The organism is Pseudomonas sp. ITEM 17296 (assembly GCF_028895205.1).
Taxonomy (GTDB): Bacteria; Pseudomonadota; Gammaproteobacteria; order Pseudomonadales; family Pseudomonadaceae; genus Aquipseudomonas; species Aquipseudomonas kermanshahensis.
The window spans coordinates 1-25,605 of record NZ_WJRS01000021.1 but is presented as its reverse complement, the minus strand read 5'-3'; the positions used below and the strand labels follow the sequence as shown (position 1 = coordinate 25,605).

The 25,605-nt window shown below is 64.1% G+C and carries 26 protein-coding genes and 1 pseudogene; 12 read left to right on the top strand and 15 right to left on the bottom strand.

Annotated elements, in window-relative coordinates; all coding sequences use genetic code 11:
• Positions 1 to 79 precede the first annotated feature (79 nt).
• The gene (locus GIB19_RS20635) at positions 80 to 880 is read left to right on the top strand and encodes a cytochrome c (protein WP_274887833.1); all 801 of its coding nucleotides are present in this window, start codon (positions 80 to 82) and stop codon (positions 878 to 880) included.
• Between the two features lie 92 nt (positions 881 to 972).
• Here the strand turns inward: GIB19_RS20635 and GIB19_RS20630 are convergent, their stop codons facing one another.
• From GIB19_RS20630 to GIB19_RS20615, 4 genes are all read right to left on the bottom strand, one after another.
• Entirely contained in the window at positions 973 to 1,305 is a 333-nt protein-coding gene (locus GIB19_RS20630) for a ribonuclease E inhibitor RraB (protein ID WP_027596023.1), read from the bottom strand.
• A gap of 183 nt (positions 1,306 to 1,488) precedes the next feature.
• On the bottom strand, positions 1,489 to 1,725 hold the full coding sequence (locus GIB19_RS20625) for a hypothetical protein (protein ID WP_099428586.1): 237 nt from the start codon (positions 1,723 to 1,725) through the stop codon (positions 1,489 to 1,491).
• Positions 1,726 to 2,108: 383 nt separating this feature from the next.
• Positions 2,109 to 4,181 carry an LTA synthase family protein gene (locus tag GIB19_RS20620; protein ID WP_274887832.1) on the bottom strand — a complete coding sequence of 691 codons (2,073 nt, stop codon included), beginning with the start codon at positions 4,179 to 4,181 and terminating at the stop codon, positions 2,109 to 2,111.
• A 135-nt stretch (positions 4,182 to 4,316) separates the two neighbouring features.
• Complete coding sequence (locus GIB19_RS20615; RefSeq protein WP_027596020.1) at positions 4,317 to 4,508, bottom strand: PLDc N-terminal domain-containing protein; 192 nt, start codon at positions 4,506 to 4,508, stop codon at positions 4,317 to 4,319.
• 126 nt (positions 4,509 to 4,634) lie between these two features.
• Here GIB19_RS20615 and GIB19_RS20610 point away from each other — a divergent pair, with 126 nt between their 5' ends.
• Positions 4,635 to 5,573 carry a ZIP family metal transporter gene (locus GIB19_RS20610; RefSeq protein WP_027596019.1) on the top strand — a complete coding sequence of 313 codons (939 nt, stop codon included), beginning with the start codon at positions 4,635 to 4,637 and terminating at the stop codon, positions 5,571 to 5,573.
• 163 nt (positions 5,574 to 5,736) lie between these two features.
• On the opposite strand, the gene GIB19_RS20605 is transcribed toward GIB19_RS20610, so the two are convergent.
• Entirely contained in the window at positions 5,737 to 6,267 is a 531-nt protein-coding gene (locus GIB19_RS20605) for a hypothetical protein (RefSeq protein WP_027596018.1), read from the bottom strand.
• Between the two features lie 60 nt (positions 6,268 to 6,327).
• Positions 6,328 to 6,855, bottom strand: a complete 528-nt coding sequence (locus GIB19_RS20600) for an ankyrin repeat domain-containing protein (RefSeq protein ID WP_027596017.1) — start codon at positions 6,853 to 6,855, stop codon at positions 6,328 to 6,330.
• 265 nt (positions 6,856 to 7,120) lie between these two features.
• Between GIB19_RS20600 and GIB19_RS20595 the strand changes: the two genes are divergently transcribed.
• Positions 7,121 to 7,393: a DUF3509 domain-containing protein gene (locus tag GIB19_RS20595; RefSeq protein WP_027596016.1), complete on the top strand. Its 273-nt coding sequence runs from the start codon at positions 7,121 to 7,123 to the stop codon at positions 7,391 to 7,393.
• 127 nt (positions 7,394 to 7,520) lie between these two features.
• Here GIB19_RS20595 and GIB19_RS20590 read toward each other — a convergent pair whose 3' ends face one another.
• From GIB19_RS20590 to aroC, 3 genes are all read right to left on the bottom strand, one after another.
• The gene (locus GIB19_RS20590; RefSeq protein WP_099428584.1) at positions 7,521 to 8,057 is read right to left on the bottom strand and encodes an oxidase; all 537 of its coding nucleotides are present in this window, start codon (positions 8,055 to 8,057) and stop codon (positions 7,521 to 7,523) included.
• On the bottom strand, positions 8,057 to 9,211 hold the full coding sequence (locus tag GIB19_RS20585) for an MFS transporter (RefSeq protein ID WP_099428583.1): 1,155 nt from the start codon (positions 9,209 to 9,211) through the stop codon (positions 8,057 to 8,059). Before GIB19_RS20585 ends, GIB19_RS20590 begins: the two co-directional genes overlap by 1 nt.
• 139 nt (positions 9,212 to 9,350) lie before the next feature.
• Positions 9,351 to 10,442: a chorismate synthase gene (gene aroC / locus GIB19_RS20580; RefSeq protein WP_027596013.1), complete on the bottom strand. Its 1,092-nt coding sequence runs from the start codon at positions 10,440 to 10,442 to the stop codon at positions 9,351 to 9,353.
• 244 nt (positions 10,443 to 10,686) lie between these two features.
• Here aroC and GIB19_RS20575 point away from each other — a divergent pair, with 244 nt between their 5' ends.
• Both GIB19_RS20575 and GIB19_RS20570 read left to right on the top strand, forming a co-directional pair.
• Positions 10,687 to 11,649, top strand: coding sequence for an alpha/beta hydrolase (locus GIB19_RS20575; protein WP_027596012.1), 963 nt, complete (start codon positions 10,687 to 10,689; stop codon positions 11,647 to 11,649).
• Positions 11,650 to 11,841: 192 nt separating this feature from the next.
• Positions 11,842 to 12,630 carry a hypothetical protein gene (locus GIB19_RS20570; RefSeq protein ID WP_099428580.1) on the top strand — a complete coding sequence of 263 codons (789 nt, stop codon included), beginning with the start codon at positions 11,842 to 11,844 and terminating at the stop codon, positions 12,628 to 12,630.
• Between the two features lie 214 nt (positions 12,631 to 12,844).
• Here GIB19_RS20570 and prmB read toward each other — a convergent pair whose 3' ends face one another.
• The gene (gene prmB, locus GIB19_RS20565; RefSeq protein WP_027596010.1) at positions 12,845 to 13,753 is read right to left on the bottom strand and encodes a 50S ribosomal protein L3 N(5)-glutamine methyltransferase; all 909 of its coding nucleotides are present in this window, start codon (positions 13,751 to 13,753) and stop codon (positions 12,845 to 12,847) included.
• Between the two features lie 180 nt (positions 13,754 to 13,933).
• Between prmB and GIB19_RS20560 the strand changes: the two genes are divergently transcribed.
• From GIB19_RS20560 to GIB19_RS20540, 5 genes are all read left to right on the top strand, one after another.
• Entirely contained in the window at positions 13,934 to 14,524 is a 591-nt protein-coding gene (locus tag GIB19_RS20560; RefSeq protein WP_027596009.1) for a cysteine hydrolase family protein, read from the top strand.
• A gap of 89 nt (positions 14,525 to 14,613) precedes the next feature.
• Positions 14,614 to 14,934, top strand: coding sequence for a hypothetical protein (locus GIB19_RS20555; protein ID WP_027596008.1), 321 nt, complete (start codon positions 14,614 to 14,616; stop codon positions 14,932 to 14,934).
• A 163-nt stretch (positions 14,935 to 15,097) separates the two neighbouring features.
• Positions 15,098 to 15,658, top strand: a complete 561-nt coding sequence (locus tag GIB19_RS20550) for a Smr/MutS family protein (protein ID WP_027596007.1) — start codon at positions 15,098 to 15,100, stop codon at positions 15,656 to 15,658.
• Positions 15,659 to 15,727: 69 nt separating this feature from the next.
• Complete coding sequence (folE, locus tag GIB19_RS20545; protein ID WP_027596006.1) at positions 15,728 to 16,273, top strand: GTP cyclohydrolase I FolE; 546 nt, start codon at positions 15,728 to 15,730, stop codon at positions 16,271 to 16,273.
• A 59-nt stretch (positions 16,274 to 16,332) separates the two neighbouring features.
• A complete protein-coding gene (locus GIB19_RS20540) occupies positions 16,333 to 16,698 on the top strand; it encodes a glutaredoxin family protein (protein WP_238216108.1) in 366 nt (121 codons plus the stop codon).
• A gap of 489 nt (positions 16,699 to 17,187) precedes the next feature.
• On the opposite strand, the gene GIB19_RS20535 is transcribed toward GIB19_RS20540, so the two are convergent.
• Entirely contained in the window at positions 17,188 to 17,790 is a 603-nt protein-coding gene (locus GIB19_RS20535; protein ID WP_099428578.1) for a glutathione S-transferase family protein, read from the bottom strand.
• Positions 17,791 to 17,935: 145 nt separating this feature from the next.
• Between GIB19_RS20535 and GIB19_RS20530 the strand changes: the two genes are divergently transcribed.
• Positions 17,936 to 19,126 carry a benzoate/H(+) symporter BenE family transporter gene (locus GIB19_RS20530; RefSeq protein WP_099428577.1) on the top strand — a complete coding sequence of 397 codons (1,191 nt, stop codon included), beginning with the start codon at positions 17,936 to 17,938 and terminating at the stop codon, positions 19,124 to 19,126.
• Positions 19,127 to 19,403: 277 nt separating this feature from the next.
• Here GIB19_RS20530 and GIB19_RS28510 read toward each other — a convergent pair whose 3' ends face one another.
• The 3 genes and pseudogenes from GIB19_RS28510 to GIB19_RS20520 all read right to left on the bottom strand — a co-directional run bounded on the left by GIB19_RS28510 (position 19,404) and on the right by GIB19_RS20520 (position 22,859).
• Positions 19,404 to 20,267, bottom strand: coding sequence for a methyl-accepting chemotaxis protein (locus GIB19_RS28510; protein WP_371098508.1), 864 nt, complete (start codon positions 20,265 to 20,267; stop codon positions 19,404 to 19,406).
• Positions 20,265 to 20,792 (bottom strand): annotated as a pseudogene (locus GIB19_RS28505) (HAMP domain-containing protein); the annotation flags it as partial. The gene GIB19_RS28510 and the pseudogene GIB19_RS28505, both read right to left, overlap by 3 nt.
• 669 nt (positions 20,793 to 21,461) lie before the next feature.
• Positions 21,462 to 22,859, bottom strand: a complete 1,398-nt coding sequence (locus tag GIB19_RS20520) for an aminotransferase-like domain-containing protein (protein ID WP_274887828.1) — start codon at positions 22,857 to 22,859, stop codon at positions 21,462 to 21,464.
• A 606-nt stretch (positions 22,860 to 23,465) separates the two neighbouring features.
• Between GIB19_RS20520 and GIB19_RS20515 the strand changes: the two genes are divergently transcribed.
• Positions 23,466 to 24,635 carry an MFS transporter gene (locus GIB19_RS20515; protein ID WP_274887827.1) on the top strand — a complete coding sequence of 390 codons (1,170 nt, stop codon included), beginning with the start codon at positions 23,466 to 23,468 and terminating at the stop codon, positions 24,633 to 24,635.
• A gap of 147 nt (positions 24,636 to 24,782) precedes the next feature.
• Here the strand turns inward: GIB19_RS20515 and GIB19_RS20510 are convergent, their stop codons facing one another.
• The gene (locus tag GIB19_RS20510) at positions 24,783 to 25,544 is read right to left on the bottom strand and encodes an SDR family oxidoreductase (RefSeq protein ID WP_186679476.1); all 762 of its coding nucleotides are present in this window, start codon (positions 25,542 to 25,544) and stop codon (positions 24,783 to 24,785) included.
• Positions 25,545 to 25,605: the final 61 nt, after the last annotated feature.

Sequence of the window (25,605 nt, the reverse complement as noted above, 5' to 3'; positions counted from 1 at the left end):
TTTGTTCGGCTGACGGTGGCTGTGGCGTCAACAGGCAGCGCGCATGTAACCTGCCGGCCTTGAAGGTCGGAGATTCCCCATGCGCCACTGCCTTGCCCTACTCGCCCTGCTTTTGAGCCTGCCAGTGTCGGCTGCGCAGCTGCACCTTGAGCTGGGCGACACCTCGCGCCAGTGGAGCAGCGCCGAGCTGCTTGCCCACCCGCAGGCGCGCGACATCAGCATCGAGCAGGACGTTTCCTATAAGCGCCCCATGCAGTATCGCGCCGTCCCCTTGGCTGTGCTGCTGCAGGGTGTGGGTGCGAACGACCACCTGCAAGCCGTCGCGCTGGATGGTTTTGCTGCCGAAATGCCTGCCGCGCCGCTGCTGCAGCAAGGGCCGGCGCGTGCCTGGCTGGCCGTCGAAGACCCGGCCAAACCGTGGCCCGCGCTGGGCAAAGGCAAGCCGAGCGCCGGGCCGTTCTACCTGGTCTGGACGGCACCGCAGGCCAGCGGCATCCGCCCGGAGCAGTGGCCGTTCCAGATCGCCAGCATCCGCCGCCTGGCCTCGGTGGAGCAGCGTTTTCCGGCACTGCTGCCAGACCCGAAGCTCCCGGCCGATGACCCGGTGCGCCAGGGGTTTGCGTTGTTCCAGCAGAACTGCCTGGCCTGCCACCGCCTCAATGGCGCGGGTGATGCCCAGTTTGGGCCGGACTTGAACCTGCCGCACAACCCTACCGAGTACTTCCAGCCGGCATTTTTGCGCAAGCTGATCCGTGACCCGCAAAGCCTTCGAACGTGGCCGCAGGCGAAGATGCCGGGGTTTACAGAGGCTGTGTTGAGCGAGCAGGAGTTGGATGCGCTACTGGCTTATCTGGGGCATATGGCGGGGCGTAAGCCCTGAGAGGTTGGGGCCGCTTGGCGGCCCTTCGCGGCACAAGGCCGCTCCTACAGGGAGGTGCATAAGCCTGTGGAGCGGCAGTGGGTGAGTCAGGGTCAGGCGCACAGTCGCTCTTGCTTGACGCCCCATCCTTCGACCTCGCCACCGTACGGTGAAACGAGTTGCTCGAACGTTTCTTCGAAGTCGCCAATCCCTCCATAAGTGGCATACATGACCTTGCTCAGTTCAAGGTGCCAGGCGCCGTCTTTGCGTTCGCGTACCTGGGCGTTGAGGGACTCGCCACGAAATTGCCCGGCTGCCCGTCGCGCGCCGGCTTCATCAGGGAATACTGCGTAGAACTCGATGGGGTGGATGCGGGTGAAGTCAAAACCGCCAGCTTTCATCTGGCGCAGGACATTGCTGCTGATATCGTCGTTCTGGCTGCTCATGAATCGTCCTCCTGCAATGCAATGGATAGACTTTCCGGGCACTACGTACCTGCCGGCGGTGCCGGGCAGATCGAGTTGTATAGAGCTGATGCAAGACGCGAATGTTATGGGTGCCGACCCGCAGAATAGGCCGGCACCTGGGTCCAGCGTAGTGCCTGCGTGGGCACCACGTCAACGCAAGCTTCAGGACGCTTCCTGGATACGGGTGATGGTTACGCCATTTTGCTCTTTGAGCCAGCGCGCCGTGGGGGATGGTGCACGGTCCTGGAAGTCGTTGAGGTCCAATTCATCCATGACCGGAAACAAGTGCGAGCGAATGGCACGGGCCGCGTCTTCTTCGCTGGGGCAATGTTCAGCCCGCAGCCGCAATGACGTCGGTTCGCCTTTCTGGTCGGCAAAGATGACTTCCCACTCTTTCATGGAACGAGCCCTCGATCTGAAGAACGCCGGGTGTGTGGCGCCTGTATAGCTTGACCTTGGGCGGGGGGATTTGTTCAGTTGGCAGGGCTTTGCGGTGGTCCTTCAATTGGCAGGGTTTTGCGGTGGCCCTTCAATTGGCAGGGTTTTGCGGTGGCCCTTGTAGGAGCAGCCTTGTGCTGCGAAGAGGCCAGTGTAAACACCAAAAATCTACGGTGCTTTCACTGGCCTCTTCGCAGCACAAGGCTGCTCCTACAGCGGACGCGGCAGCCGGCGATGATAGACACGGCAGCCGGCGATGACAGGCGCGCGTGCCGGGGACAGCGGACACGCCTGACGGGGACACTAGGCGCGCCTGCCGGGACAGCGGGCGCGCCTGCTGGGGGTTACTTCGGCGTGCCGTGCACGACGCCAGCGGTGTTGTCCAAGAGGCTCTTGGTCGCCGTCTGGATGTACGCTTCAAGCTTTTTCAGCATTTCCGGCTGGTCCGGGCTTTCGATCAGCTCGGCCTTGAACTCGCTGCCCAGCTGGTAGCGGTACATACGCGGGCTCATGTCCTTGGACTCGATGAGGATGCGGTCACCCTGCACCAAACCCACGATCTGCTCGCTGCCCGACGGCTTGATCATGCCCACGCCCTGGTCGCCCTCAGGCAGGTTGAGCAGGTCGCGGCCCCAGCACTGATGACGGGTCTGGCCACCCAGACGGCCCATGATGGTCGGCACGATGTCGACCTGGGTACCGACGGTGTGGTCGACCGCACCGAACTTCTCCTGGATGCCCGGGGCAATCAGCAGCAGCGGTACGTTGAAGCGGCCCAGGTCCAATTCTGTGACCTGCTGGTGGTTGCCGAAGCCGTGGTCGCCGACGATGACGAACAGGGTCTCCTTGAAGTACGGCTCTTTGCGCGCCTTCTCGAAGAACTGGCCCAACGCCCAGTCGGAATAACGCATGGCCGTCAGGTGCTCGTCCAGGCGGCCCTGGCCGGTCACAGGCGCCACTGGCAGGTCCTTGGGCAACGCGTACGGCGTGTGGTTGGACAAGGTCTGCAGCAGCGCATAGATCGGCTTCTTGCCGTCGTGCTTGGCCAGCTCCTCAGCGCCACGGTCGAACATGTCCTGGTCGGACACACCCCAGGTCGGGTCGGAGAACACCGGGTTGACGAAGTCATTGCGGCCAATGAACGTGGTCATGCCTTGGTTGCCGAAGAAACCGGACTGGTTGTCCCAGGCGAAGTCACCGTTGTAGACGTACACGTCGTCGTAATCGCGGGCGCTGAGCAATGCCGGCAGGCCCGACAGCTTGTGCCCGCCTTCCGGGGTCTGCATCAGGTATTCGAAGCCTGGCAGGTTGGGGAAGCAGGCCATGGTGGCGAACATGCCCTGGTGGGTATGGGTGCCGTTGGAGAAGAAGCGGTCGAACAGCAACCCTTCCTTGGCCAGTTTGTCGAAGTACGGGGTGATGTTGTTAGGGCTGCCCAGGGCGCCCACCGAGTGGCCGGCGAAGCTCTCCATGAGGATCACCACGACGTTCTTGATCGGCAGGGTACGGTCGGCCGGTGGCACGAAGTCACGGCGGATCGCGGCTTCGTCGGCGTCGACCAGGGTGTCGTGGGCGGTCAGCAGTTGCTCACGCACGGTCTGCGTGGCCAGCGGCTGGTCCAGCACCGGCTTCCAGATGTTGGCGCGGTCTTCGCCGAAGCGGCTCTTGGCAGCATCGATCAACGTCAGGGTGCCGTTCAGGCCCAGCTGGTTGACGAAGTTGGAGTCGGTGGTGAAGGCATCACCCCAACGCATCGGCGGGCCCTGGCGCAGGGTGCCACGGGCGGCGACCACGGCCACCAGCAGGATCACCATGAACACCGCCAGGCGGTTGTACCACGGCGCTACGCTGCGCTGCGGGGTGGCGCCGGTCGGCTGGCCGCCGCGCGTCATGCGGTCGACACCCTTGAACAGCAGGCTCAGCAGCAAGGTGCCAATGACCCAGGCCAACAGGTAACGGACCACCGGGAAGCCGTACCAGAGCATGCTCATGACGGTCTTGGGGTCTTCCTTGATGTACTGGAACACCAGGCCGTTGAGGCGCTGGTGGAACTCGCGGTAGAAGTCCATCTCCATCAGGCCGAGGAACATCACCACGCTGGAGGCGAGGGTCAGCCACAGCCGGAACACGCCACGCCGGGCCATGGCCCAAGGGCTGAGAATGGCCAACAGCAGCGGAATGCTGATGTACACCACCACCCGCAGGTCGAAGCGCAACCCGTTCAGGAAGCCTTCAGCGACAGTCGCATAGGGCGTATCGCCGATCATGTCGCTGTTGTAGACCAACAGCGCCAGGCGCACGAGGCTGAGCATCAGCATGATGACCAGGCCGCTGAGCAGCGTGTAGGCCAGGTGGGATTTCAGGGTCGGCGCGAACGACGCTCGCGCGCCCTGTTTCAAGGCATCCGTGTTAGCCATGAATGGGAAAGTCCTAGGATTGCGGGTTTGCGGAGATGGCGAAGGTTAATACCAACGCAGCATTGTGCGGGTGCGGATTCTGTTTAAACCAATGTGAAAATTTTGTCACGGCCGCATTTCTGCTTATGTCCGCTATCAGATCCGCACATTGCCCCTAGGCCCGGCAATTGCCCAGATCACCAGCCCTATCACCGGCAGCAGCGCGATCAGCAGAATCCACAACACCTTGATGCCCACTTCGCTGCCACTTTTGATCACATTGAGGATCGCCCAGATATCCAGAGCCAGAATGATCAGGCCAACCAGGCTATTGAATGTAGACCCCATGCCGCTACTCCCTTGCAAAGACGTTGCAGCACAGCATAGCCAGCTATCACGTCGATAGAAGGGAATCCTTGGCCGATCGTGCAGGTCCTTGCTTAGACTGCCTGTATTCATTGATTCGAGGTTCGCATGCCCCCAGCCCATTCCGAAACCGCCACCCCACCCTCGCTGCTGAGCGCCTGGCGGCAACAGGTGCTGACTACCCCCTGGCTCAGCGCCGGCCTGGGGTTGAGCCTGCTGGCGGTGATCGTGCTGCTGGCGGCAAGCCTGTGGAACGCGGTCAACGGCGACCATGCCGACAACCTGCACCTGGCGCTGCTGGGCGGTTTGTCCGGCTTTGGCGCCACCGCCCTGGGCGCGGTACTGGCGGTGGTGCTGCGTGATGTGAGTGCGCGCACCCAGGATGTGATGCTCGGCTTTGCCGCTGGCATGATGCTGGCCGCCAGTTCGTTTTCGTTGATTCTGCCGGGCTTGGATGCCGCCCGCGAGATCACCGGCAACGGCCCGGCGGCGGCGTTTACCGTGGTGCTGGGCATGGGCCTTGGGGTATTGCTGATGCTGGGCCTGGACCGCTTCACCCCACACGAGCACGAGAGCACCGGCCCTTGCGGCCCAGAGGCAGAGCGCATCAACCGGGTGTGGCTGTTCGTGTTGGCGATTACCCTGCACAACCTGCCCGAAGGCATGGCGATTGGGGTGAGTTTCGCCAATGGCGACATGAACATCGGCCTGCCGCTGACCAGCGCGATCGCCATCCAGGACATCCCTGAAGGCCTGGCCGTGGCCTTGGCGTTGCGCGCCACGGGGCTGTCGAACATGAAGGCGGCGTTGGTGGCGGTGGGTTCAGGGCTGATGGAGCCGCTGGGTGCGGTAATCGGCCTGGGGATTTCCACCGGTTTTGCCTTGGCCTACCCGATAAGCATGGGGTTGGCGGCGGGGGCGATGATTTTTGTGGTGTCCCACGAGGTGATTCCCGAGACCCATCGCAATGGCCACCAGACGGCGGCGACCCTGGGGTTGATGGGTGGGTTTGGGGTGATGATGTTTCTGGATACAGCACTGGGCTGAAGACTTTGGTTGCCTGTACCGGCCTCTTCGCGGGCAAGTCGGACCGCCGCACCGCCGCTCCCACAGGATCACCACAGCTCAGAAGCCAGTGGTATTCCTGTGGGAGCGGCGGTGCGGCGGTCCGACTTGCCCCGCGAAGAGGCCGGTCCAGCCAACCGACAACTCAGACGTGAACCGCGACCTTCAAAGCCTCCAAAGCCGGCTCGGTCTTGATCCCCACCTCAGCCCCCAGCTCCAGCACCCGTGCCAGGTCATGCTGGCCGACCATCACCATCTGCAATTCATCATCCAGCAACTGGCTGAAGTTCAGCAGCACATAACCCCCCGCCTCCTTGTTCAACGCCCCCATCTGCACCTGGATGCGATTGAGCGCGGTCAGTGGCTCGGTGCGCGCCAGCTGCTTGGGCTTGAGGGTGAACGGCACGCTCTTGTCGAACGAGTCGGCGATGTTCTGGAACAGGTCCTGATAGCTGTCAGCCTGGAACAGCACGGTGTCCGGCAGGCTGCCCAGCACGATCCACTCCCCCAACGGGATGGGGAAGGTGTCGTCGTAGTTGATGTCTGGGTTGGCCGCCAGGAAGGCGACGGGGTCGGCGTAGGCCTGGGCGGCCTCGTCGGCAATGCGCTCGATGTCTTCATCGCGCATGCAACCGGCGCCGATGAGGGTGATGAGTTCGAGCAATTGGTTTTTCATGAAGGGGGGCCTGCGACCGGTGAAAAGTCGCCAAGGATAGCCGCAAACGCCCCCGAACAGTTAGCCGGCCAGCGCCTGCAGGCGCGCCACGGCGTCTGCCGCGCCCATGGTTTGCGCGGCCATCAGCGCGGTGGCGCCGCGGGCATCCTGGTGTGCCGGGTCGGCACCTTGGGCCAGCAGGTAGTCGAGGATCTCGCTGCGGTTGAACATCGCCGCCAACATCAGCGCGGTGCGCCCGTCCTGCGCGGCGGCATCGACCGGCACCCCATGCTCCAGCAGCAAGCGGATCATGGCCAGGTCGCCTTTGAACGCGGCGCCAGCGATTGGCAGTTGGCCATTGTCATTGGCCATCAATGGGTCGGCGCCGTGCTCAAGCAGCACGCGCACCGCGTCATGGTGGCCGTGGTAGCAGGCCAGCATCAACAAAGTGTCGCCCTTGTGGTTGCGCAGGTTGGCAGGCAGGCCACTGGCAAGCAACCGCTCAAGCATCGGGGCGTCACCTTGGCGGGCGCGTTCGAACACCTGCTCGGCGAAGGCCGCGGTTTCGTCATCGGTCATGGCGGCAGGCGAGGGTTGGACGGTGGACATGTTGAACCTCCTGGCAAAAATGGTTGCCCAAGTCTTTGTCAGGCAAGGCCATGCGGTCAAAGGTTCAGATTCTATCGGGCCGATAGCTGGCGGCGGGCCGTGCAAAATGCACTGTGCAAAATGCACGACCTTGCAGGTTGCACGAAGAGATCCTTACAGCAGCATCGTAAGCCATTGAATTTAAAGGATTTTTAACTTAACCAGTTTCTGGCACGGTCACTGCAACCATCAACTCACGTCTGCCACACAACAGTCAGGAGTTGATATGGACCTCATCCAGGAAAAGTTCGTCTCGGTGTTTTCGGCCTACCAGGTCGCAACCCAGCCCCGCCCCGATGGTGGTGTCTTGCTCACCCTGCGCGCCGCTGATGGCAAGGTTACCCGCCGCGTGTTGACCTACGGCCAACTGCACAGTGCCGAGCAGCTGTCCTGGGCGATCAGCGCCATCCGTCGCGACCTGGCTGAACAGGCCAGCGAGCTGCCGGTGATTTCGATGCTGCAGAGCCAGCAGCGGTTTGCCTTGCCGACCTATCGTTGATTGCCAGCACCGGCCTTTTCGCGGGCAAGTCGGACCGCCGCACCGCCGCTCCCACAGGATTACCACTGACCTGTAGGAGCGGCGGTGCGGCGGTCCGACTTGCTCCGCGAAGAGGCCCGCCCAAGCATTACAACTCGTCGATCCCTAAAAACGCCCGGGCAGTCTCATCCCCGGTCAACCGCGCCTGCATCCCCTGCTCACTGCCAAACAACCGCAACGCCAGGCAGAACGGCGTCTCGCCCAGCTCTACCCAGCGCCGCGTGCCTGCCGGCACCACCAGCTGATCGCCCTTCTCGCACAGCACCGAATACACGAACTCGCCCAACCGCAAACCCACTTGCGCCCGGCCGCTGACCACCGCAAGCACCTCTTCGGCGTCATGCACATGCTCGTCACGTACATCCGCCTGTGACGGGTCCACCCCGTCACGGTTGAGCAGTGTGAAGGCCGCACTGCCGTGGCTGGTCATCAACTGGTCGAGGTGCCCCCTGCAAGCTGCCATCACCTCGTCCTCTGAACTGCCAGGGCGAACCCGCAGCGCAAGCGGGTGATGGGCAAAACGCACGCCCTGCTCGGCCAGTGTCGCGGCAATGTCGTCGTGGTGGGTCAGCAGCTTGTTCGGCAGGCCTGGGCTGGACGGGTGGAAAACGCTGAGGGTACTCATCAGTGGCGGGTCCTGGTCGATTGCGAACAAAGGGCAATGATAACGGCTGCGGCCAAGGCTGCGGCGCTGGCCATACCAAAGGTGAAGGTCGGCCCCAGCAGTTTCCAGCTGTAGCCCGAGTACAAGGCGCCCAGCGCACCGCCGGTGCCAGACAACGCCGCGTACAACGCCTGGCCCTGGCCTTGCTGGCGAGCGCCGAAGCTGGCCTGGACGAACGCGATGCAGGCGGCATGGAAGCAGCCAAAGGTGGCCGCGTGCATCACCTGGGCCAGCACCAGCACCGCCGGGTCATCGGCCAGGTTGCCGAGCAGCAGCCAGCGCAAAGACGCCAGCAGAAAACTGGCCAGCAACACCCGCTGCACGGAAAACCGCGCAAAAATGCGGCTCATGGCCATGAACACCAGCACCTCGGCCACCACCCCCAGCGCCCATAAAAGGCCGATGGCGCTGCGGCTGTAGCCCAGGTGTTCCAGGTGCAGGGTAAGGAAGGTGTAGTACGGCCCATGGCTGAGCTGCATCAGCGCCACGCACGCATAGAACGCGATTACCCCAGGTGCCCGCAGTTGCTGTAAAAAGCCGCCTGCCCCGCTGCGCTCGCCCTGCTCCAGCGGCTGGGCATTGGGCACCCACAGGCTGGCGAGGACGATGCCCGCCATGATCGTCACCAGGGCGACCGGGTAGATGTCCAGGCTGAGCCACTCGAACAAGCGCCCCAAGCCCACCACCGTTAGGATGAAACCGATCGAACCCCACAGGCGGACCTGGCTGTAGCGGGCGGTTTGCCCGTGCAGGTGCGCCAGGGTGATGACTTCGAATTGCGGCAACACCGCGTGCCAGAAGAACGCGTGCAGGGCCATGACCAGCGCCAGCCAGGCGTAGCCCTTGCCGAAGAAGATCAGGGCGAAGCTGGCCAGCGTGCACAAGGCGCCCAGGCGCACAATCAGCAGGCGCTGGCCGGTGCGGTCGCCCAACCAACCCCACAGGTTGGGGGCGACGCAGCGCATCAGCATAGGGATGGCCACCAGCTCGCCGATGCGCGCCGGGGAGAAACCCAAGTGGTCGAAGTACAGCGCCAGGAAGGGGGCTGTGGAGCCCAGCAGGGCGAAGTAGAAGAGGTAGAAGCTGGACAGGCGCCAGTAGGGGATTGGGGGCATGGGGGCTCAGCCAGATTGGTTGTTGCCTGTGCCGGCCTCTTCGCGGGTAAACCCGCTCCCACAGGTTAGGTGCAGGCCCTGAGGGCAGCACAGTACCTGTGGGAGCGGGTTTACCCGCGAAGAGGCCGGCACTGACGAATCAAAGCTGGCCCAGCACCGGAGTACTGACCTTCACGTCGGCATTCTGTGCGCGGTGGCGCAGCAGGTGGTCCATCAGGGCGATGGCCATCATCGCTTCGGCGATCGGCGTGGCGCGGATGCCAACACAGGGGTCATGACGGCCTTTGGTGATCACGTCAACCGGGTTGCCCTCCACATCGATGGAACGGCCCGGCGTGGTGATGCTGGAGGTCGGCTTCAGCGCCAGGTGCGCAACAATCGGCTGGCCCGAGGAAATCCCGCCCAGGATGCCGCCGGCGTTGTTGCTGAGGAACCCTTCCGGGGTCAGCTCGTCACGGTGCTCGGTACCGCGCTGGGCGACACTGGCAAAGCCAGCGCCAATCTCGACGCCCTTGACCGCGTTGATGCTCATCAGCGCATGGGCCAGTTCCGCGTCGAGGCGGTCGAAGATCGGCTCGCCCAGGCCTGGCATCACGCCTTCGGCCACGACGGTGATCTTCGCCCCAACCGAATCCTGGTCGCGGCGCAGTTGGTCCATGTAGGCCTCGAGCTCCGGCACCTTGTCCGGGTCGGGGCTGAAGAAGGCGTTGTGCTCGACCGACTCCCAGGTCTTGAACGGAATCTCGATTGGGCCCAGCTGGCTCATGTAGCCACGCACGGTGATGCCCTGGGTGGCCAGGTACTTCTTGGCGATGGCCCCTGCCGCGACACGCATGGCCGTTTCGCGGGCCGAGCTGCGGCCGCCGCCGCGGTAGTCACGCTCACCGTACTTGTGGTGGTAGGTGTAGTCGGCGTGCGCCGGGCGGAACAGGTCCTTGATCGCCGAGTAGTCCTTGGACTTCTGGTCGGTGTTGCGGATCAGCAGGCCGATCGAGCAGCCGGTGGTGCGGCCTTCGAACACACCGGAGAGGATCTCGACCTCGTCCGGCTCCTGGCGCTGGGTGGTGTGCCGGCTGGTGCCAGGCTTGCGCCGGTCGAGGTCATGCTGCAGGTCGGCCAGGGAGATCTCCAGGCCCGGCGGGCATCCATCGACAATGGCGACCAACGCCGGGCCATGGCTTTCGCCTGCGGTGGTGACAGTGAACAGCTTGCCGTAGGTATTGCCGGACATGGACGCTCCGCGAGTCTGCCTGAGGTGAACGAAAGCGGCAGTATACGGAAAAATACCGAGGGATTGGTTGTCTGTGCGGGCCTCTTCGCGGGTAAACCCGCTCCCACAGGGTGGACCCTAGCCTGAAAGCAGTGATGTTCCTGTGGGAGCGGGTTTACCCGCGAAGAGGCCAGCACAGGCAACTACCCACCGAACCTTCCCACAAACATTGGGTCAAACCGAGATCTCCCCACCGTAGTACCCCATGATGCCGCGCCTCGTCGCCTTGTTGTTCATGCTCTGTGCTGGCCTCGCCCAGGCCGCCTCCCCCACCGTCTTGCAGCGCCCCATCGACCTCGACACCGGCCAGGGCGTGCTGCACGGCAGCCTGCTGCTGCCACAACAGGCCACGCCGCCCCCGGTGGTGTTGATCATCGCGGGCTCCGGCCCCACCGACCGAGACGGCAACAACCCGGCCACGGGGCGTATCGACAACCTCAAGCGGCTGGCCCTGGTGCTGGCCAACGACCACATTGCCAGCGTGCGTTATGACAAGCGCGGCGTGGCCGCGAGCCAGCCGGCCACGCCCGATGAGCGTGACCTCAGCGTCGAGCGCTATGTCGCCGATGTGGTTGCCTGGAGCCACAAGCTCAAGGCCGACCCACGGTTCGGCCCGCTGATTCTGGTGGGCCACAGCGAAGGCGCGCTGATCGCCAGCCTCGCCGCCGAACAGGCAGGTGCCAGCGCGGTGATCACCTTGGCCGGCGTCGGCCGCCCGTTGGCCGACGTACTGCGCGAGCAGCTGGCCCAGCGCCTGCCGCCCGCCCAATTGGCCCGTGGCAGTGACTTGCTCGACCGCCTGCAGGCTGGGCAGACCAGCCTGGATGTGCCCGCGCCGCTGCGCCAGGTGTTCCGCCCCAGCGTGCAGCCGTACCTGATTTCGCTGTTCCGGCAGAACCCGGCGGCGGCGTTCGCGCAATTGCCGATGCCGGCGCTGATCGTCCAGGGCCGCAACGACGTGCAGGTCGACGTAACGGATGCCGAGCGCCTCAAGGCTGCGAAACCGGATGCGCAGCTGGTGCTGATCGATGGCATGAACCACATGCTGCGCATCAGCCCCAAGGCCATGAGCGAACAGCGTGACAGCTACCTCAACCCCGAGCTGCCACTGGCCCGTGAGCTGGGGGAGCGGATCGTTACGTTCATCCAGCATTTGCCATCGGCCTGACCCTCAGGTCTTGGCCGGGGCTGCCGATAGAGTAGATGGCGGCAAGAATTGGGGCCGCTGCGCGGCCCTTTCGCGACGCAAGGCCGCTCCTACACAGGCGATCGCGTACGCTTTTGTAGGAGCGGCCTTGTGTCGCGAAAGGGGCACGCAGTGCCCCCTCTGGCTGCCAGCACGCACATAAGGACAGCCCCCATGACAATTGCCCCCGCCGCCCTAGAGCCGGCCGACGAGCCACAACCCCAGGACGGCGCCGCGCTGCCTTGGGCCGACCTTGCCGCCGAACACTTCCAGCTGTTGCGCCTGGCCCCCTTGCCCACCGACCGCGCCACCGGAGCCCGCCCCCTGCGCTTTGTGCAGTTCGGCTACGCCGAGCGCCACGACAAAGCCCACAGCCTGCTGCGCATGGAAATCCAGCTGCCGGGGCAAAAGGTGCGCAAAGAGCAGAACCACCTGGATATCCGCGTCGACCACGCCGAGCGCCTGGTGCGCATTGGCAGCGACCAGGGCCTGCAGCTGGAACCCCTGAACCGCGGTATCGGCCGCTTCATGCTGGCCCAGGCCGTGCAATGGCTGCAGCGCAGGTGGTCGCATTACCGGGTCGAAGGCATGGCACTGCCGAGCAAGGATGCCCTGAGCGAGGATTCACGCCTGCGCCGGGACCAGTTCTTGCGAGGGGTGGGTATCGAAGTGGAGTACGAAGACCCTCAGCACCTCAAAGGGCGTACCGTTGAAGCCACGGTGGGCCAGCTGAAAGGCGCCTGGAGCAGCGAGCGTCTGCAGCGGGTGGAGATTCTCGATGCGGCCAACCTGCTGCAGCAGGCCGATCAACAGCTGCAGGAATTGGAAGGTCAACTGCGCGAACGTGATGAGCGGGTGGCCAAGTACCGGCGTGAAGATGGCGGGTTGCGCTTTACCATCACCTGCCTGGTGGCATTTGCGATGTTTCAGGCGGGGCTGCTGATCTGGATTGCTACTCGCTGAGACCGTGGCGCCTGCTTCGCGGGTAAACCCGCTCCCACAGGTGCAGCACTGGCCTTGAGAACGGCGCTGTACCTGTGGGAACAACTGGCTTGGGTTGCTTGTTCCGGCCACATCGCGGGTAAACCTGCTCCCACAGGTGCAGCACTGGCCTTGAAAACGGCGCAGTACCTGTGGGAGCGGGTTTACCCGCGATGGGCTGCAAAGCAGCCCCCACTCAAACCCGAGCTTTGAACAGCTCTTGATGCTGCCGGCACTGCTCGGCTGTCAGCATGAACACCCCATGCCCGCCCCGCTCGAACTCCAGCCAGGCAAAATCCACCTCGGGGTACAGCGACTCGACATGCACCTGGCTGTTGCCCACCTCGACAATCAGCAACCCTTTGTCGGTCAGGTGGTCAGCCGCCTCGGCCAACATCCGCCGCACCAGGTCCAGGCCATCGTTACCGCAGGCCAGGCCCAGCTCAGGCTCGTGGTGATACTCGGCCGGCATGTCACCAAAATCTTCGGCATCGACATACGGCGGGTTGGACAGGATCAGGTCAAAGCGCTGCCCTGGCAGGCCATCGAAACCATCGCCCTGCACGGTGTAGACGCGCATGTCCAGGCCGTGACGCTCAATGTTCTGGTTCGCCACTTCAAGGGCATCGAACGACAGGTCGCCCAGCACCACTTCGGCCTCGGGGAACACTTCGGCCGCGACGATGCCGATGCAACCAGACCCGGTGCACAGGTCCAGAATGCGCGCAGGCTCTGACGCCAGCCACGGCTCGAAACGTTTTTCGATCAGCTCGCCAATCGGCGAACGGGGCACCAGCACGCGCTCGTCGACAATGAACGACATGCCGCAGAACCACGCCTCGCCCAGCAGGTAGGCGGTGGGCACGCGTTCTTCGATACGCCGCTTGAGCAGGTGCTGCAGGCGCACGCGTTCGTCGTCCTCGAGCATGCAGTCCAGGTAGCTGTCGGCCACCTCCCATGGCAAGTGCACGGCGCCCAGCACCAGCAGGCGGGCTTCGTCCCAGGCGTTGTCGGCACCGTGGCCGAAGAACAGCTCGCGCTCGTGGAAGCGGCTGACCGCCCAGCGAATGTAGTCGCGCAGCGTGCGCAGACGGGATGTGATCACGGGGGTACTCCTAATTCAGACCGTACAAAAGTCTAACAGCCCAACCCGCACAATTGTTCCTTGGCGTTCCCCAAAGGGTAGCCACAGGCCAGTAACCACGCTGTTTGCGATGTCAACCATTCCCATTGACGCCAAGGCAAGGGACAATAGGTATACAAAAGCCCTTCCAAGGAGCCCTTGATGTCCGTTCCAACCACGATGTTCCGCCTCACTGGCCGCGACTACCCGCCGGCCAAGCTGAGCCACGCCAGCCTGATCATCATCGATGCGCAAAAGGAGTACCTCAGTGGTCCCCTGGCACTGTCGGGCATGGACGAGGCCGTGGCCAACATCGCCCGGTTGCTCGATGCCGCGCGCAAGAGCGGCCGTCCGATCATCCACGTCCGTCACCTGGGCACTGTCGGTGGCCGTTTCGACCCACAAGGCAGCGGTGGCCAGTTCATCCCTGGGCTGGAGCCACACGAAGGCGAAATCGTCATCGAAAAGCGCATGCCTAACGCGTTCAAGAACACCAAGCTGCATGACACCCTGCAGGCGCTGGGCCACCTGGACCTGATCGTCTGCGGTTTCATGAGCCACTCCAGCGTCAGCACCACCGTGCGCCGCGCCAAGGACTATGGTTATCGGTGCACCCTGGTGGAAGACGCCTCGGCGACCCGCGACCTGGCGTTCAAGGACGGGGTCATCCCGGCCGCACAGATTCACCAGTGTGAAATGGCCGTGATGGCCGACAACTTCGCCTGTGTCGCCCCTACCGCCAGCCTGATCTGATTCAGGGCGGGTAACGACCGCCCGGCAGCCGGGCGGAACCCAAAGGGCGAGCGCAGGTCGAATTCCGGATATCCACAGAGGAAATCGGAATGAAGCTCAAAGGCAGTTTCGACGCCAAACGCCTGCGCACGCGCGAACCGCGCAATTGGGGCGCACGCCTGGCTGCCGGCCTGTCCGCCTTGCTGGCAACGCTGGGTGTGCTGCTGGCCATGGCCGGCATCGCCGGCCTGCTGGGCAATTACCCGGCCCTGCAAGAACTCAATGCCAACAAACCGCTGGCCAGCATCCTCACCGGGGCTGGCTTGCTGTTGCTGTGGCTGGGCGTGCGCTTCTGGCGGCGCAGCCGTATTCGCCTGCGTCGCGGGCGGGAATTGAACCTGTCGCCGCACTTGATGAAAAAACACGACTGACTCTTTTGTATCGCCTGTGCGGCCCTCTTCGCGGGTAAACCCGCTCCCACAAGGTTCAGTGTCCGCGCGAAACCTGTGGGAGCGGGTTTACCCGCGAAGAGGCCCGCACAGGCTGCACACAGCCCCACAGTCGCGTAAACTACGCCGCCCACGTGGAGGCATCATGCAAGACGACGACTTTTCCCTGTTCCATGCCGAAGTGCGCGGCGTCAAGCCGATCAAGCACGACCGTGCCGAGGTCGGCAAACCCAAGGCCGACCGCAAGCAGCTGGCCGGCCTGCGGCAGGCGGCTACCGTGCGCAGCGACAAGGCACTGGTGATCGACGGCATGTCCGACCAGTTCGTCATCGACGTTGGCGCCGAAGACGAGCTGATGTGGCGCCGTGACGGCGTGCAGGAAACCCAGCTGCGCAAACTCAAACTCGGCCAGATCGCTTTCGAGGGCAGCCTCGACCTGCACGGCATGACCGTCGAGAAAGCCCGTGAAACACTCTGGGACTTCATCGCCGAGGCCACCAAGCTGGAAGTGCGCTGTGTCCGCGTCACCCACGGCAAGGCCGCGCGCCTCGACGGCAAGCGCCCGATGATCAAGAGTCACGTCAACACCTGGCTGCGCCAGCACCCGCAAGTGCTCGGTTTTGCCTCGTGCAACCCGCGCCATGGCGGCACCGGCGCGGTGTATGTGATGCTTAAACGAACCATGCTCGAAGGACGCGACGAGTAACGCCGCGCTTGCAGCGCCGCCCTTGCCGCCGTACCCTTCGTTTTTGCGATTTTTCCCACAGGTAGATACATGTCCCTGGAACAGAACTACACCGAGATTCTCAGCCAGATCGGCGAGGACGTCTCCCGTGAGGGCCTGCTCGACACGCCCAAGCGGGCTGCAAAGGCCATGAAGTACCTTTGCCGCGGTTATGAGCAGACGCTGGAAGAAGTCACCAACGGCGCGCTGTTCACCTCCGACAACAGCGAGATGGTACTGGTCCGGGACATCGAGCTGTACTCGATGTGCGAGCACCACATGCTGCCCTTCATCGGCAAGGCGCACGTGGCCTACCTGCCCAAGGGCAAGGTGCTGGGCCTGTCGAAGGTGGCACGCATCGTCGACATGTACGCACGTCGCCTGCAGATTCAGGAAAACCTCAGCCGCCAGATCGCCGAAGCGGTCGAGAAGGTAACGGGCGCTGCTGGCGTGGCCGTGGTCATCGAAGCCAAGCACATGTGCATGATGATGCGCGGTGTCGAGAAGCAGAATTCGAGCATGATCACCTCGGTGATGCTGGGCGAATTCCGCGCCAACGCCGCCACCCGCAGTGAGTTCCTCAGCCTGATCAAGTGATTGGCTGGTTACCCTGAGCCGACCCTGCTGGGTCGGCTTTTTCTTTTCAGGAGTTGCCCATGATCGTCAAAGCCCTGCGGGTTGGCCTCGGCCAGCTCATCGTGTTCGGCGACTGGATCAGCCGCCCGGCCAAGCGCAAGCGCGATGCCGCCGCCCAGGCGCGTGTCGAGCAAGCGGCCAGTGGCCTTGCGCTGTACCAGTTCCATGCCTGCCCGTTCTGCGTCAAAACCCGCCGCACCCTGCACCGCTTGAACGTGCCAGTGGCGCTGCGTGACGCCAAGAACGACCCAGAGCATCGCCAGGCGCTGCTGGAAGGCGGTGGCCGCGTGAAAGTGCCATGCCTGCGCATCGAGGAAGAAGGCAAGGTGAGCTGGATGTATGAGTCCAAGGCCATCATTGCCTACCTGGACAAGCGTTTCGCCTGACCTGGCACCGCTTGGGCTGACGTTGTACCTCTTCGGCTGACGTTGTACTTCTCTGGCTGACGTTGTACTTCTCTGGCTGACGTTGTACTTCTTCGGCTGACGTTGTACTTCTTCGGCTGACCTTGTACTTCTTCGGCTGACGTTGTACTTCTTCGGCTGACCTTGTACTTGTAGGAGCAGCCTTGTGCTGCGAAGAGGCCGGTGCAGGCTGAGGATATCTCTGTGGCTTGCACCGGCCTCTTCGCAGCACAAGGCTGCTCCTACAATGAATTGCGCCAGGCAAGGAATTGCGCCAAGGCAAGGAATTGCGCCCGGGCGGGGAATTGCGCCAGGCAAGGAATCGCGCCCGGGCAAGGAATTGCGCCCAGGCGGGGAATCGCGCCCGGGCGGGGAATTGCGCCAGGCAAGGAATTGCGCCCAGGCGGGGAATTGCGCCAGGCAAGGAATCGCGCCCGGGCGGGGAATCGCGCCCGGGCTAGTCGAATAGGCTCAGCCCACCATCGGCACATGCCGCGGATGGCTGGCCACGCGCTCTAACCAGGCCCTGACCGCCGGGTAATCCGCCAGGTCGAACCCACCCTGCTGCGCCACATGGGTGTAGGCATACAACGCCACGTCGGCAATCGAATACTGCTGCCCCACCAGGTACGGCGTCATCTGCAACTGCCGCTCCATCACCTTCAGCGCCTTGTACCCGCCCTTGTGCAGCTTGCGGTACTCCTCCAGCCGATCATCCGGCAACCCCAGGTAAAACTGGATGAACCGCGCCACGGCAATGTACGGCTCATGGCTGTACTGCTCGAAAAACTGCCACTGCAAGACCTGCGTGCGCAACCGCGGCTCAGTGGGCAGGAACTCGCTGCCGTCGGCCAGGAAGTTGAGGATGGCATTGGATTCCCACAGGTACGTGCCGTCTTCCAGCTCCAGCACCGGCACCTTGCCATTGGGGTTCATTGCCAGAAATTCAGGCGTCTCGGTTTCGCCTTTTAGAATATCCACCGGGTGCCACTCATACGGCCGGCCCAGCAGGCTCAGCATCAGCTTGACCTTGTAACAGTTGCCCGACTGGTAATCGCCATAGACCTTGTACATCACCCCTCCCCTCCCATGCAGTTGCGCATTCGTGCCCAATAGTTGGCGACTGTACGGCTAAAAGCAATGGCCGCTGTATGGCAAGGATCAACCTTGCTCGCGTTAGTCTGAAAAAACTGCTTACACCTTTACAAGGATTTTGTTCATGACCGATGCCACTTCCGCACGCCTGCGGCCCCTGGCAGACAGCTCCCCGTCGGCGGTGGTCGCCGGCTTCATTGCCATGCTCACCGGCTATACCAGCTCACTGGTGCTGATGTTTCAGGCCGGCCAGGCGGCCGGGCTGACCACTGCGCAGATTTCGTCCTGGATCTGGGCGCTGTCGATCGGCATGGCGGTGTGCAGCATTGGCCTGTCGCTGCGCTACCGCACGCCGATCACCGTGGCCTGGTCGACCCCCGGCGCTGCGCTGCTGATTACCAGCCTGGGCGGCGTCAGCTATGGCGAGGCCATTGGGGCGTACATCACCTGCGCCGTGCTGGTGCTGATCTGCGGCCTGACCGGCAGCTTCGAGCGCCTGGTCAAACGTATTCCGGCCTCGCTGGCTTCGGCGCTGCTGGCGGGTATCTTGTTCAAGATCGGCAGCGAGATCTTTGTCGCCGCGCAGCACCGCACCGTGCTGGTACTGGGCATGTTCTTCAGCTACCTGCTGGTCAAGCGCCTGTCGCCGCGTTACTGCGTGCTGGCCGCGTTGCTGGTCGGTACGGCGCTGTCTGGTGCCCTTGGCCTGCTGGACTTCAGCGGCTTCCGCCTGGAAGTGGCCACCCCGGTGTGGACCACGCCGAGCTTCTCGCTGGGGGCGACCATCAGCATTGGGATTCCGCTGTTCGTGGTGGCGATGACCTCGCAGAACATGCCCGGCGTGGCCGTGCTGCGGGCAGATGGCTACCAGGTGCCGGCTTCACCATTGATTTCGGCGACCGGGTTTGCCTCGTTGCTGCTGGCACCGTTTGGCTCGCACGGGGTGAACCTGGCAGCGATCAGCGCAGCGATCTGCACCGGGCCACATGCCCATGAAGACCCGAGCAAGCGCTATACCGCGGCGGTGTGGTGCGGGATTTTCTATGGCATTGCCGGGGTGTTCGGGGCAACGTTGGCGGCGCTGTTTGCGGCGTTGCCGAAAGAGCTGGTGCTGTCGATTGCGGCCTTGGCGTTGTTTGGCTCGATCATGAACGGGCTGACCGTGGCCATGGGCGAGGCGCGCGAGCGTGAGGCGGCGTTGATTACCTTTATGGTGACGGCGTCGGGGTTGACGCTGTTCTCAATCGGGTCGGCGTTCTGGGGGATTGTGGCGGGGGTTTTGACGTTGATGATTTTGAATCCGCGTAGGGTATGACGGGAGATCGGCGTCGGGGTTGAGATCGAGCGCCGCCCGCGCGGCGCATCGCGAGCAACGCTCGCTCCTACGTTTGTTTCGGGCCAGTTATTCCTGGGGCAAACGCGCGCGACCGCCTTGGCGCATGGCGCGATATCGCGTCGAACAAACAAGGTGGTCGCGTGCGCCTGTCACAGGCGTTATTGGCCAAAAACAAACGTAGGAGCGAGCGTTGCTCGCGATGCGCCGCGCGGGCGGCGCTCGATCTCAATACCGACACACCTGCCCCGCCAAGCACCTACAACCTGAAATGCCCCACCATCCCCTTCAAGTCCGTGCCCAACTGCGCCAGTTCGACACTCGACCTGGCATTGTCCTGCATCGCCAACGCCGCCTGATCGGCACTGCCGCGGATCTGCGTAACGCTGCGGCTGATCTCTTCGGCCACCGAGCTCTGCTGCTCGGCCGCGGCGGCAATCTGCTGGTTCATCTGCTGGATCATTGAAACCGCCGAGGCAATGCTGCCCAGCGCACTTTCAGTCTGCAACACATCCGCCACCGCCAAACGCACTAGCTCGGTACTGCCGCGGATCTGCGCCACCGACTGCTGGGCGTTGCCGCGCAAGCTCCCCACCAGGGTCTCGATCTGCTCGGTCGATTGCCGGGTACGCCGGGCCAAGGCCCGCACCTCATCGGCCACCACCGCAAAACCTCGCCCCTGCTCGCCCGCACGCGCCGCTTCGATCGCGGCATTGAGCGCCAGCAGGTTGGTCTGCTCGGCGACGCTCTTGATCACTTCCAGCACATCACCAATGGTGTGGATCTCGGCACTGAGGCTGTCGATGCCGGCACTGGCCGTCTCGGCAGCCGACGCCAACTGCTCGATACGCTGCATGCTTTGACGCACCACCACTTGCCCAGACTCGACCTTGTCATCGGCAGACTGGGCCGCCTGCGCCGCTTCCTCGGCATTGCGCGCCACATCGTGCACGGTGGCCGTCATCTGCTGCATGGCGGTGGCCACCTGTTCGGTCTCCTCCTTCTGGCTGCCCACCTCGCGGTTGGTCTGCTCGGTCACCGCCGACAGCGCCTGCGCACTGCCGGCCAGTTGCTCAATACCCTGCTGCAGCCCGCTGACAATGCCCGACAGCCCGGCCGCCATCTGCTGCATGGCCTGCATCAACTGCCCCACCTCGTCGCGGCGCGGCGCTTCTGCTTCCAGGCTCAACTCGCCCGCGGCAATGCGCTGGGCACGGGCGATGACGCGCTTGAGCGGCCCGACCACCGCACGGGTGATCAGCCAGGCAGCCAGCACACCCACCAACAGCGCCAGCCCCGTGGCCAGGGCGATGGCCAGGGCATTGCGCGACAACTCACCTTGCAGGGCCTGCTCCTGCGCCAGGTAGGCCTGGTCGACCCGGCCGGTGACCTGCTCGGCGCGCGCCTGCAGCTGCGCCTTCAGGCCCTGCTCCTTGGCCAGCAGGTCGGTGTATTCGTTGAGTTTGTCGGAGAAACTGCCGATGTGCCCAGCCACTTCGCCCAGCACACTCTGGTACCCGGCATCACTGACGGCGGCCTTGAGCTGCTCGACCAGGCTTGCGGCTTCGAGGGTCTGGGCGATGCGCGTCTGGCCCGCGCCTTCTTCACCCTTGCGGCTCTTGTCCAGGCGCACGCGGGCTTCGTCCATTGCTTGCAGCATCAGCCGCGACACCTGCGCCACCTGCGCGGCCTGCTCCAGAAACTCGCCGCCCTGCTGGCCCTGGGATTGTTTGAGGGTGTAGGTGCCGTCGTCGGCCAGCCCGGCCTGCAGCACATCCAGGTTGTTGGCCACGCTGGACACCGACCAACTGGCCATGTCCAGCGCCAGCTCCTTGGCCTGCACCGCTTCGACAAAGGCCTCGAACGCCTGGCCATAGGCGCTTAGCTCAGCCTCGGCCGCCGCCAGCGCCGGCAAGCCACGGGCACGTTCGGCCAAGCCCTGCAGGCCCGTGCGCAAGGCCTCGGCCTGCTTGATGTCGGAACTCATGGCAAAGGTTTGTTCGTGCTGGCGCAACCTGAGCAGGTCGGTATTGACCTGGGCCAGCTGGCGCAAGCCGTCGAAGCGCTGGCCCACGCTGTGCAGCGCGGCGATGCCGATGGCCGCCACCGCCAGCGTCAACAACAGCACCAAGGTAAAGCCCAGGCCGAGCTTGCGGGCCATGCCCAGGTTGGCCAGAACACCGTGCTTGGTCGCGCCCATCGCCGATTCCCCTTCACCTTGTCAGGTTTTGCCGAAGGCCAAGCGTGGCAACGATACCCGTGCACTCACAAGGGCCTGACGCCAGAATAGTGTCAAATAGCTATGAGCGTGTCGCTTTCAGTGTGCTGGAGGTCGCCCTGCGTGTTTGAAGAAGGCCTGGGCGCGGGAATCCTGCCCGTAAGCGACATTGATGCGCAGCCAATCGCTGGTCGCACCCTGGTAATCGAAGGCGCTGCCAGGGGTGAGCAGCACCGCATGCTCCAGGGCCAGCCGCTCCAGGCTGGCAACGTCACGCCCGGGTACCCGCGCCCACACGAACATACCGCCGTAAGGCTCACAGAACACCTCCCACCCTGCCTGCTCCAACTGCCCGAGCAACTTGGCCATGTGCAGGCCCAGGCGTACCCGCAGGCGTTGCACGCTTTTGCGGTAGCTGCCGTTGGCAAGCATCTGCCCCACCACCTGCTCGGCGAAGCGCGACGTGCCGATGCCACTGACCATCTTCAGCTCGGCCAGCCGCGCCAGCAGGGCCGGGTCAGCGACCAAGTAGCCGACCCGCAGCGAGCTGCTGAGGGTTTTGGAAAAGCTGGCCATGTAGATGACCCGCTGTTCGCTGTCCAACGTGGCCAGGCGCGTGGCCGGGCCTTCCTGGAAGTCGGCGTAGATATCGTCTTCGATGATGCGCAGGTCGTGCTCGCGGGCCAGCTCCAGCAGGCGGTAGGCAACCTTGGGGGTCAGGCTGGTGCCGGTCGGGTTGTGGTACAGGCTGTTGATGAACAGGCATCGCGGGCGGTGTTCGGCCAGCAAGCGCTCCAGCGCCGCCAGGTCTGGGCCTTCGGCCAGGCGGGGCACGGGCAACATGCGCACCTGGTGCTGGCGCAGCAGGTTGTACAGGTTGTAGTAACCGGGGTTTTCCACCAGCACCGTATCGCCAGGGCGCAGCAAGGTGCGCACCAGCAGGTCGAGGCCATGGCTGGCGCCTTGGGTGGTGAGGATGCGTTCGGGGCCGGCGGCGATGCCCTGGCGCGCCAGGCGCTTGTGCAGTTGCTGACGCAGGCTGGCCAGGCCCAGCGGTGGGCAGTAGTCGAACAGGTCCTGCGGGTTGCCGCGGCTGACCTGGCGCACCGCCTGGGCCAGCTCGGTGGCCGCACGCCAGCTGTTGGGCAACCAGCCACAGCCGAGTTTGAGCAGCTCGTCATGGCCCTCGCGAAACTGCCGCCAGTGGCCATCGCCAGCCTCGCCCCAAGGCAAGCCATCGTCCGCCTCGCCCACCGGTTTGCGCTCGGCGACGAAAAAGCCGGTGCCATGCCGCGCCTCCAGCCAGCCGCTGGCGACCAGGCGATCATAGGCCTCGATCACACAAGACGCGCTGACCGCCTGGCTGCGCGCCAACGCACGGATCGACGGCAGACGGGCGCCGGGGCGCAGGCGTTGGTGGCCGATCCAGGTTTGCAGGTGGTCGGTGAGTTGCTGCACCAAGGGCGTGGTGCTGGTGCGGTCTAGAGGGAAGTGCATGGCAAGTGTTCGCAGGTTTTGAGCGAACAGTTAAGCATAAATGGGGTGGCGGTGTGTCTGGTTGCGGAGGCTGATTGGAATCATTGTTGCCACACCAACACGGCCCTCACATCGCACGCGATTCGGGTAGGAGCACGCTGTACCTGTGGGAGCGGGCTTGCCCCGCGAAGAGGCCGGTGACAACACAGAAAATCTTGATTGTTTTCACTGGCCTCTTCGCAGCACAGGGCTGCTCCTACCCGGATTTTTCACAGCCCATTGAACCGCGCGCTGTACCTGTGGGAGCGGGCTTGCCCCGCGAAGAGGCCGGTGACAACACCGGAAATCTTGGCTGCTTGCACTGGCCTCTTCGCAGCACAAGGCTGCTCCTACACAGGTTTTCACAGCCCATTGAACCGCGCGCTGTACTTGTGGGAGCGGGCTTGCCCCGCGAAGAGGCCGGTGACAACACCGGAAATCTTGACTGCTGCCACTGGCCTCTTCGCAGCACAAGGCTGCTCCTACCCGGATTTTTTCACAGCCCATTGAACCGCGCGCTGTACCTGTGGGAGCGGGCTTGCCCGCGAAGAGGCCGGCACTGCCCTTTAAAAAACCAGGATCTTACCCATGCCCCGCGCCCCCGCCAGACTGGCCTTCGCCCTGTGCCTGATCACCCTCGCCGTCAACCTCCAGGCCCCGCTCTACATCACCTACGCCGACCTTTCTGGTCAGGGAGCCGCCGCCACCGCCGTGGCCTTCTCCGGCTACGTGCTGGGCGTACTCCCGGTACTCCTGGCCCTCGGCGGGCTGGCCGACCGGGTTGGCCGCCGCCCGATGATCATCGCCGCGCTGATCCTGTCGATGATCGCCACCGTGCTCATGCTACTCGCCCCCAGCCTGCAAACCCTTGGCCTGGCGCGGCTGTTCCTGGGCCTGGGCACCGGCCTTGCCTCGGCCACGGCAACCGCCTACATGGGCGAGCTGATGGGCAGTGACGGCAGCCCCCGTGCCGCCAACTGGGTCACCGCCAGCACCTCACTGGGCTTTGGCCTGGGCGCCGCGCTTACCAGCCTGTTCCTGCTGCGCGGCCCGAGCCTGACCCCAGGCAGCTTCCACCTGCAGCTGCTGCTCGCCGCCGTTGCCCTGGTGCTGGTCTGGCGCCTGCCCGACCCGCGCCCGACACAGCGCAGCGCCATGCTACGGCTGCCGTGCTACCCCCGCGGCAGCGTTGCCTACGGCCTGGCCATCTTGCTGGCCTGGGCCTGCGTTGGCTTGGTCATCGCCCTGCTGCCGGGGATTTTGCGACAGCATGGCTTGAGTGCCTGGTCGGGGTTTTCGACCTTCTGCGTGATCAGCTGCGGCTTGTTGTTCCAGCCGATGGCACGTCGCCTGTCGAGCCTCAAGGCCACGCTGCTGGGGCTGCTGATTCTGCCGTGCAGTTACGCGGTGCTGGCCTGGGGGGCCGATGCTGGGCGACTGGGGGCCGTGTTGCTGGGCGCGGTGGCGGCCAGCAGTGCGTGTTACGGGTTTATCTACCTGGGCGGGTTGGCGGCGGTGAACCAACTGGCCGGCACAGAAAAAACCCGGGCCAGTGCCGGGTTCTTCTTGCTGGCGTACCTGGGCTTCAGCTTGCCGGTGATCTTTACCGGGTTGCTGAGCGACCGCTTGGGGTCACGGACGGCCTTGCTGGTGTTTGGTGGGGTGCTGCTGCTGGGGTGCGTGCTGGTTGGGTTGGCGTTGTGGTTGTCTGCGCGGACTGCTGCAGCGCAAAGCCCGCAGCCCCAAGTACGCAGCTGACCCTTGTAGGAGCGGCCTTGCGTCGCGAAAGGGCCGCGGAGCGGCCCCACGATTTCAGCGTTTTGGCAAAGGATGCTGGGGCCGCTCTGCGGCCCTTTCGCGACGCAAGGCCGCTCCTACAAAAAAAGATTACACGCCCCGGACTTGTCAGATCGCCGTAGCCCCACCATCCACTGTCAGGCTGTGCCCCGTGGTGAAGGCTGCCCCATCGCTGCACAGGTACAGCACCGCACTGGCAATCTCCTCCACCTTGCCGATGCGCCCCACCGGGTGCATCGCCGCCGCGAATTCCGCCTTGCGCGGGTCCGCTTCATAGGCACGGCGGAACATGTCGGTATCGATCACCGCCGGGCACACCGCGTTAACCCGGATGCCCTTCTTCGCATACTCGATGGCCGCCGACTTGGTCAGGCCGATGACCGCGTGCTTGGAGGCACTGTAGATGCTCATCTTCGGCGCCGCCCCCAGGCCCGCCACCGACGCAGTATTGACGATCGCCCCACCGCCCTGGGCCAGCAGCAATGGCAACTGATACTTCATGCACAGCCACACCCCTTTGACGTTGACGCCCATGATGGCGTCGAACTGCGCCTCGCTGCCCTCGGCCAAGCGGCCCTGCTCGATCTCGATACCGGCATTGTTGTAGGCATAGTCCAAGCGGCCATAGGCGGCGATGAGCTGCTCATGCAGCTGGCGCACATCCGCCTCCCGAGTGACGTCGCAGGCGATGAACATCGCGTCACCGCCCGCCTCGTGAATCAACGCCACCGTGGCCTCACCGCCGACTGGGTCGAGGTCGGCCACCACCACCTTCAAGCCTTCACGGGCGAAGGCCAGCGCCGTTGCCCGGCCAATACCTGCGGCGCCACCGGTGACCAGGGCTACCTGGCCGGAAAAGGTCATGCTCATCGTTTGCTCCTGGTTGTTGTTAGGGTTGCATCAGGGCCGCTAGGTGCAGGGCTGGAGAGGG

Coding starts and splice junctions, on each gene's coding strand:
- GIB19_RS20635 (WP_274887833.1), top strand. CDS start 80: ATGCGCCACTGCCTTGCCCTACTCGCCCTGCTTTTGAGCCTGCCAGTG.
- GIB19_RS20630 (WP_027596023.1), bottom strand. CDS start 1,305: ATGAGCAGCCAGAACGACGATATCAGCAGCAATGTCCTGCGCCAGATG.
- GIB19_RS20625 (WP_099428586.1), bottom strand. CDS start 1,725: ATGAAAGAGTGGGAAGTCATCTTTGCCGACCAGAAAGGCGAACCGACG.
- GIB19_RS20620 (WP_274887832.1), bottom strand. CDS start 4,181: ATGGCTAACACGGATGCCTTGAAACAGGGCGCGCGAGCGTCGTTCGCG.
- GIB19_RS20615 (WP_027596020.1), bottom strand. CDS start 4,508: ATGGGGTCTACATTCAATAGCCTGGTTGGCCTGATCATTCTGGCTCTG.
- GIB19_RS20610 (WP_027596019.1), top strand. CDS start 4,635: ATGCCCCCAGCCCATTCCGAAACCGCCACCCCACCCTCGCTGCTGAGC.
- GIB19_RS20605 (WP_027596018.1), bottom strand. CDS start 6,267: ATGAAAAACCAATTGCTCGAACTCATCACCCTCATCGGCGCCGGTTGC.
- GIB19_RS20600 (WP_027596017.1), bottom strand. CDS start 6,855: ATGTCCACCGTCCAACCCTCGCCTGCCGCCATGACCGATGACGAAACC.
- GIB19_RS20595 (WP_027596016.1), top strand. CDS start 7,121: ATGGACCTCATCCAGGAAAAGTTCGTCTCGGTGTTTTCGGCCTACCAG.
- GIB19_RS20590 (WP_099428584.1), bottom strand. CDS start 8,057: ATGAGTACCCTCAGCGTTTTCCACCCGTCCAGCCCAGGCCTGCCGAAC.
- GIB19_RS20585 (WP_099428583.1), bottom strand. CDS start 9,211: ATGCCCCCAATCCCCTACTGGCGCCTGTCCAGCTTCTACCTCTTCTAC.
- aroC (WP_027596013.1), bottom strand. CDS start 10,442: ATGTCCGGCAATACCTACGGCAAGCTGTTCACTGTCACCACCGCAGGC.
- GIB19_RS20575 (WP_027596012.1), top strand. CDS start 10,687: ATGATGCCGCGCCTCGTCGCCTTGTTGTTCATGCTCTGTGCTGGCCTC.
- GIB19_RS20570 (WP_099428580.1), top strand. CDS start 11,842: ATGACAATTGCCCCCGCCGCCCTAGAGCCGGCCGACGAGCCACAACCC.
- GIB19_RS20560 (WP_027596009.1), top strand. CDS start 13,934: ATGTCCGTTCCAACCACGATGTTCCGCCTCACTGGCCGCGACTACCCG.
- GIB19_RS20555 (WP_027596008.1), top strand. CDS start 14,614: ATGAAGCTCAAAGGCAGTTTCGACGCCAAACGCCTGCGCACGCGCGAA.
- GIB19_RS20550 (WP_027596007.1), top strand. CDS start 15,098: ATGCAAGACGACGACTTTTCCCTGTTCCATGCCGAAGTGCGCGGCGTC.
- folE (WP_027596006.1), top strand. CDS start 15,728: ATGTCCCTGGAACAGAACTACACCGAGATTCTCAGCCAGATCGGCGAG.
- GIB19_RS20540 (WP_238216108.1), top strand. CDS start 16,333: ATGATCGTCAAAGCCCTGCGGGTTGGCCTCGGCCAGCTCATCGTGTTC.
- GIB19_RS20535 (WP_099428578.1), bottom strand. CDS start 17,790: ATGTACAAGGTCTATGGCGATTACCAGTCGGGCAACTGTTACAAGGTC.
- GIB19_RS20530 (WP_099428577.1), top strand. CDS start 17,936: ATGACCGATGCCACTTCCGCACGCCTGCGGCCCCTGGCAGACAGCTCC.
- GIB19_RS28510 (WP_371098508.1), bottom strand. CDS start 20,267: ATGGCGGCCGGGCTGTCGGGCATTGTCAGCGGGCTGCAGCAGGGTATT.
- GIB19_RS20520 (WP_274887828.1), bottom strand. CDS start 22,859: ATGCACTTCCCTCTAGACCGCACCAGCACCACGCCCTTGGTGCAGCAA.
- GIB19_RS20515 (WP_274887827.1), top strand. CDS start 23,466: ATGCCCCGCGCCCCCGCCAGACTGGCCTTCGCCCTGTGCCTGATCACC.
- GIB19_RS20510 (WP_186679476.1), bottom strand. CDS start 25,544: ATGAGCATGACCTTTTCCGGCCAGGTAGCCCTGGTCACCGGTGGCGCC.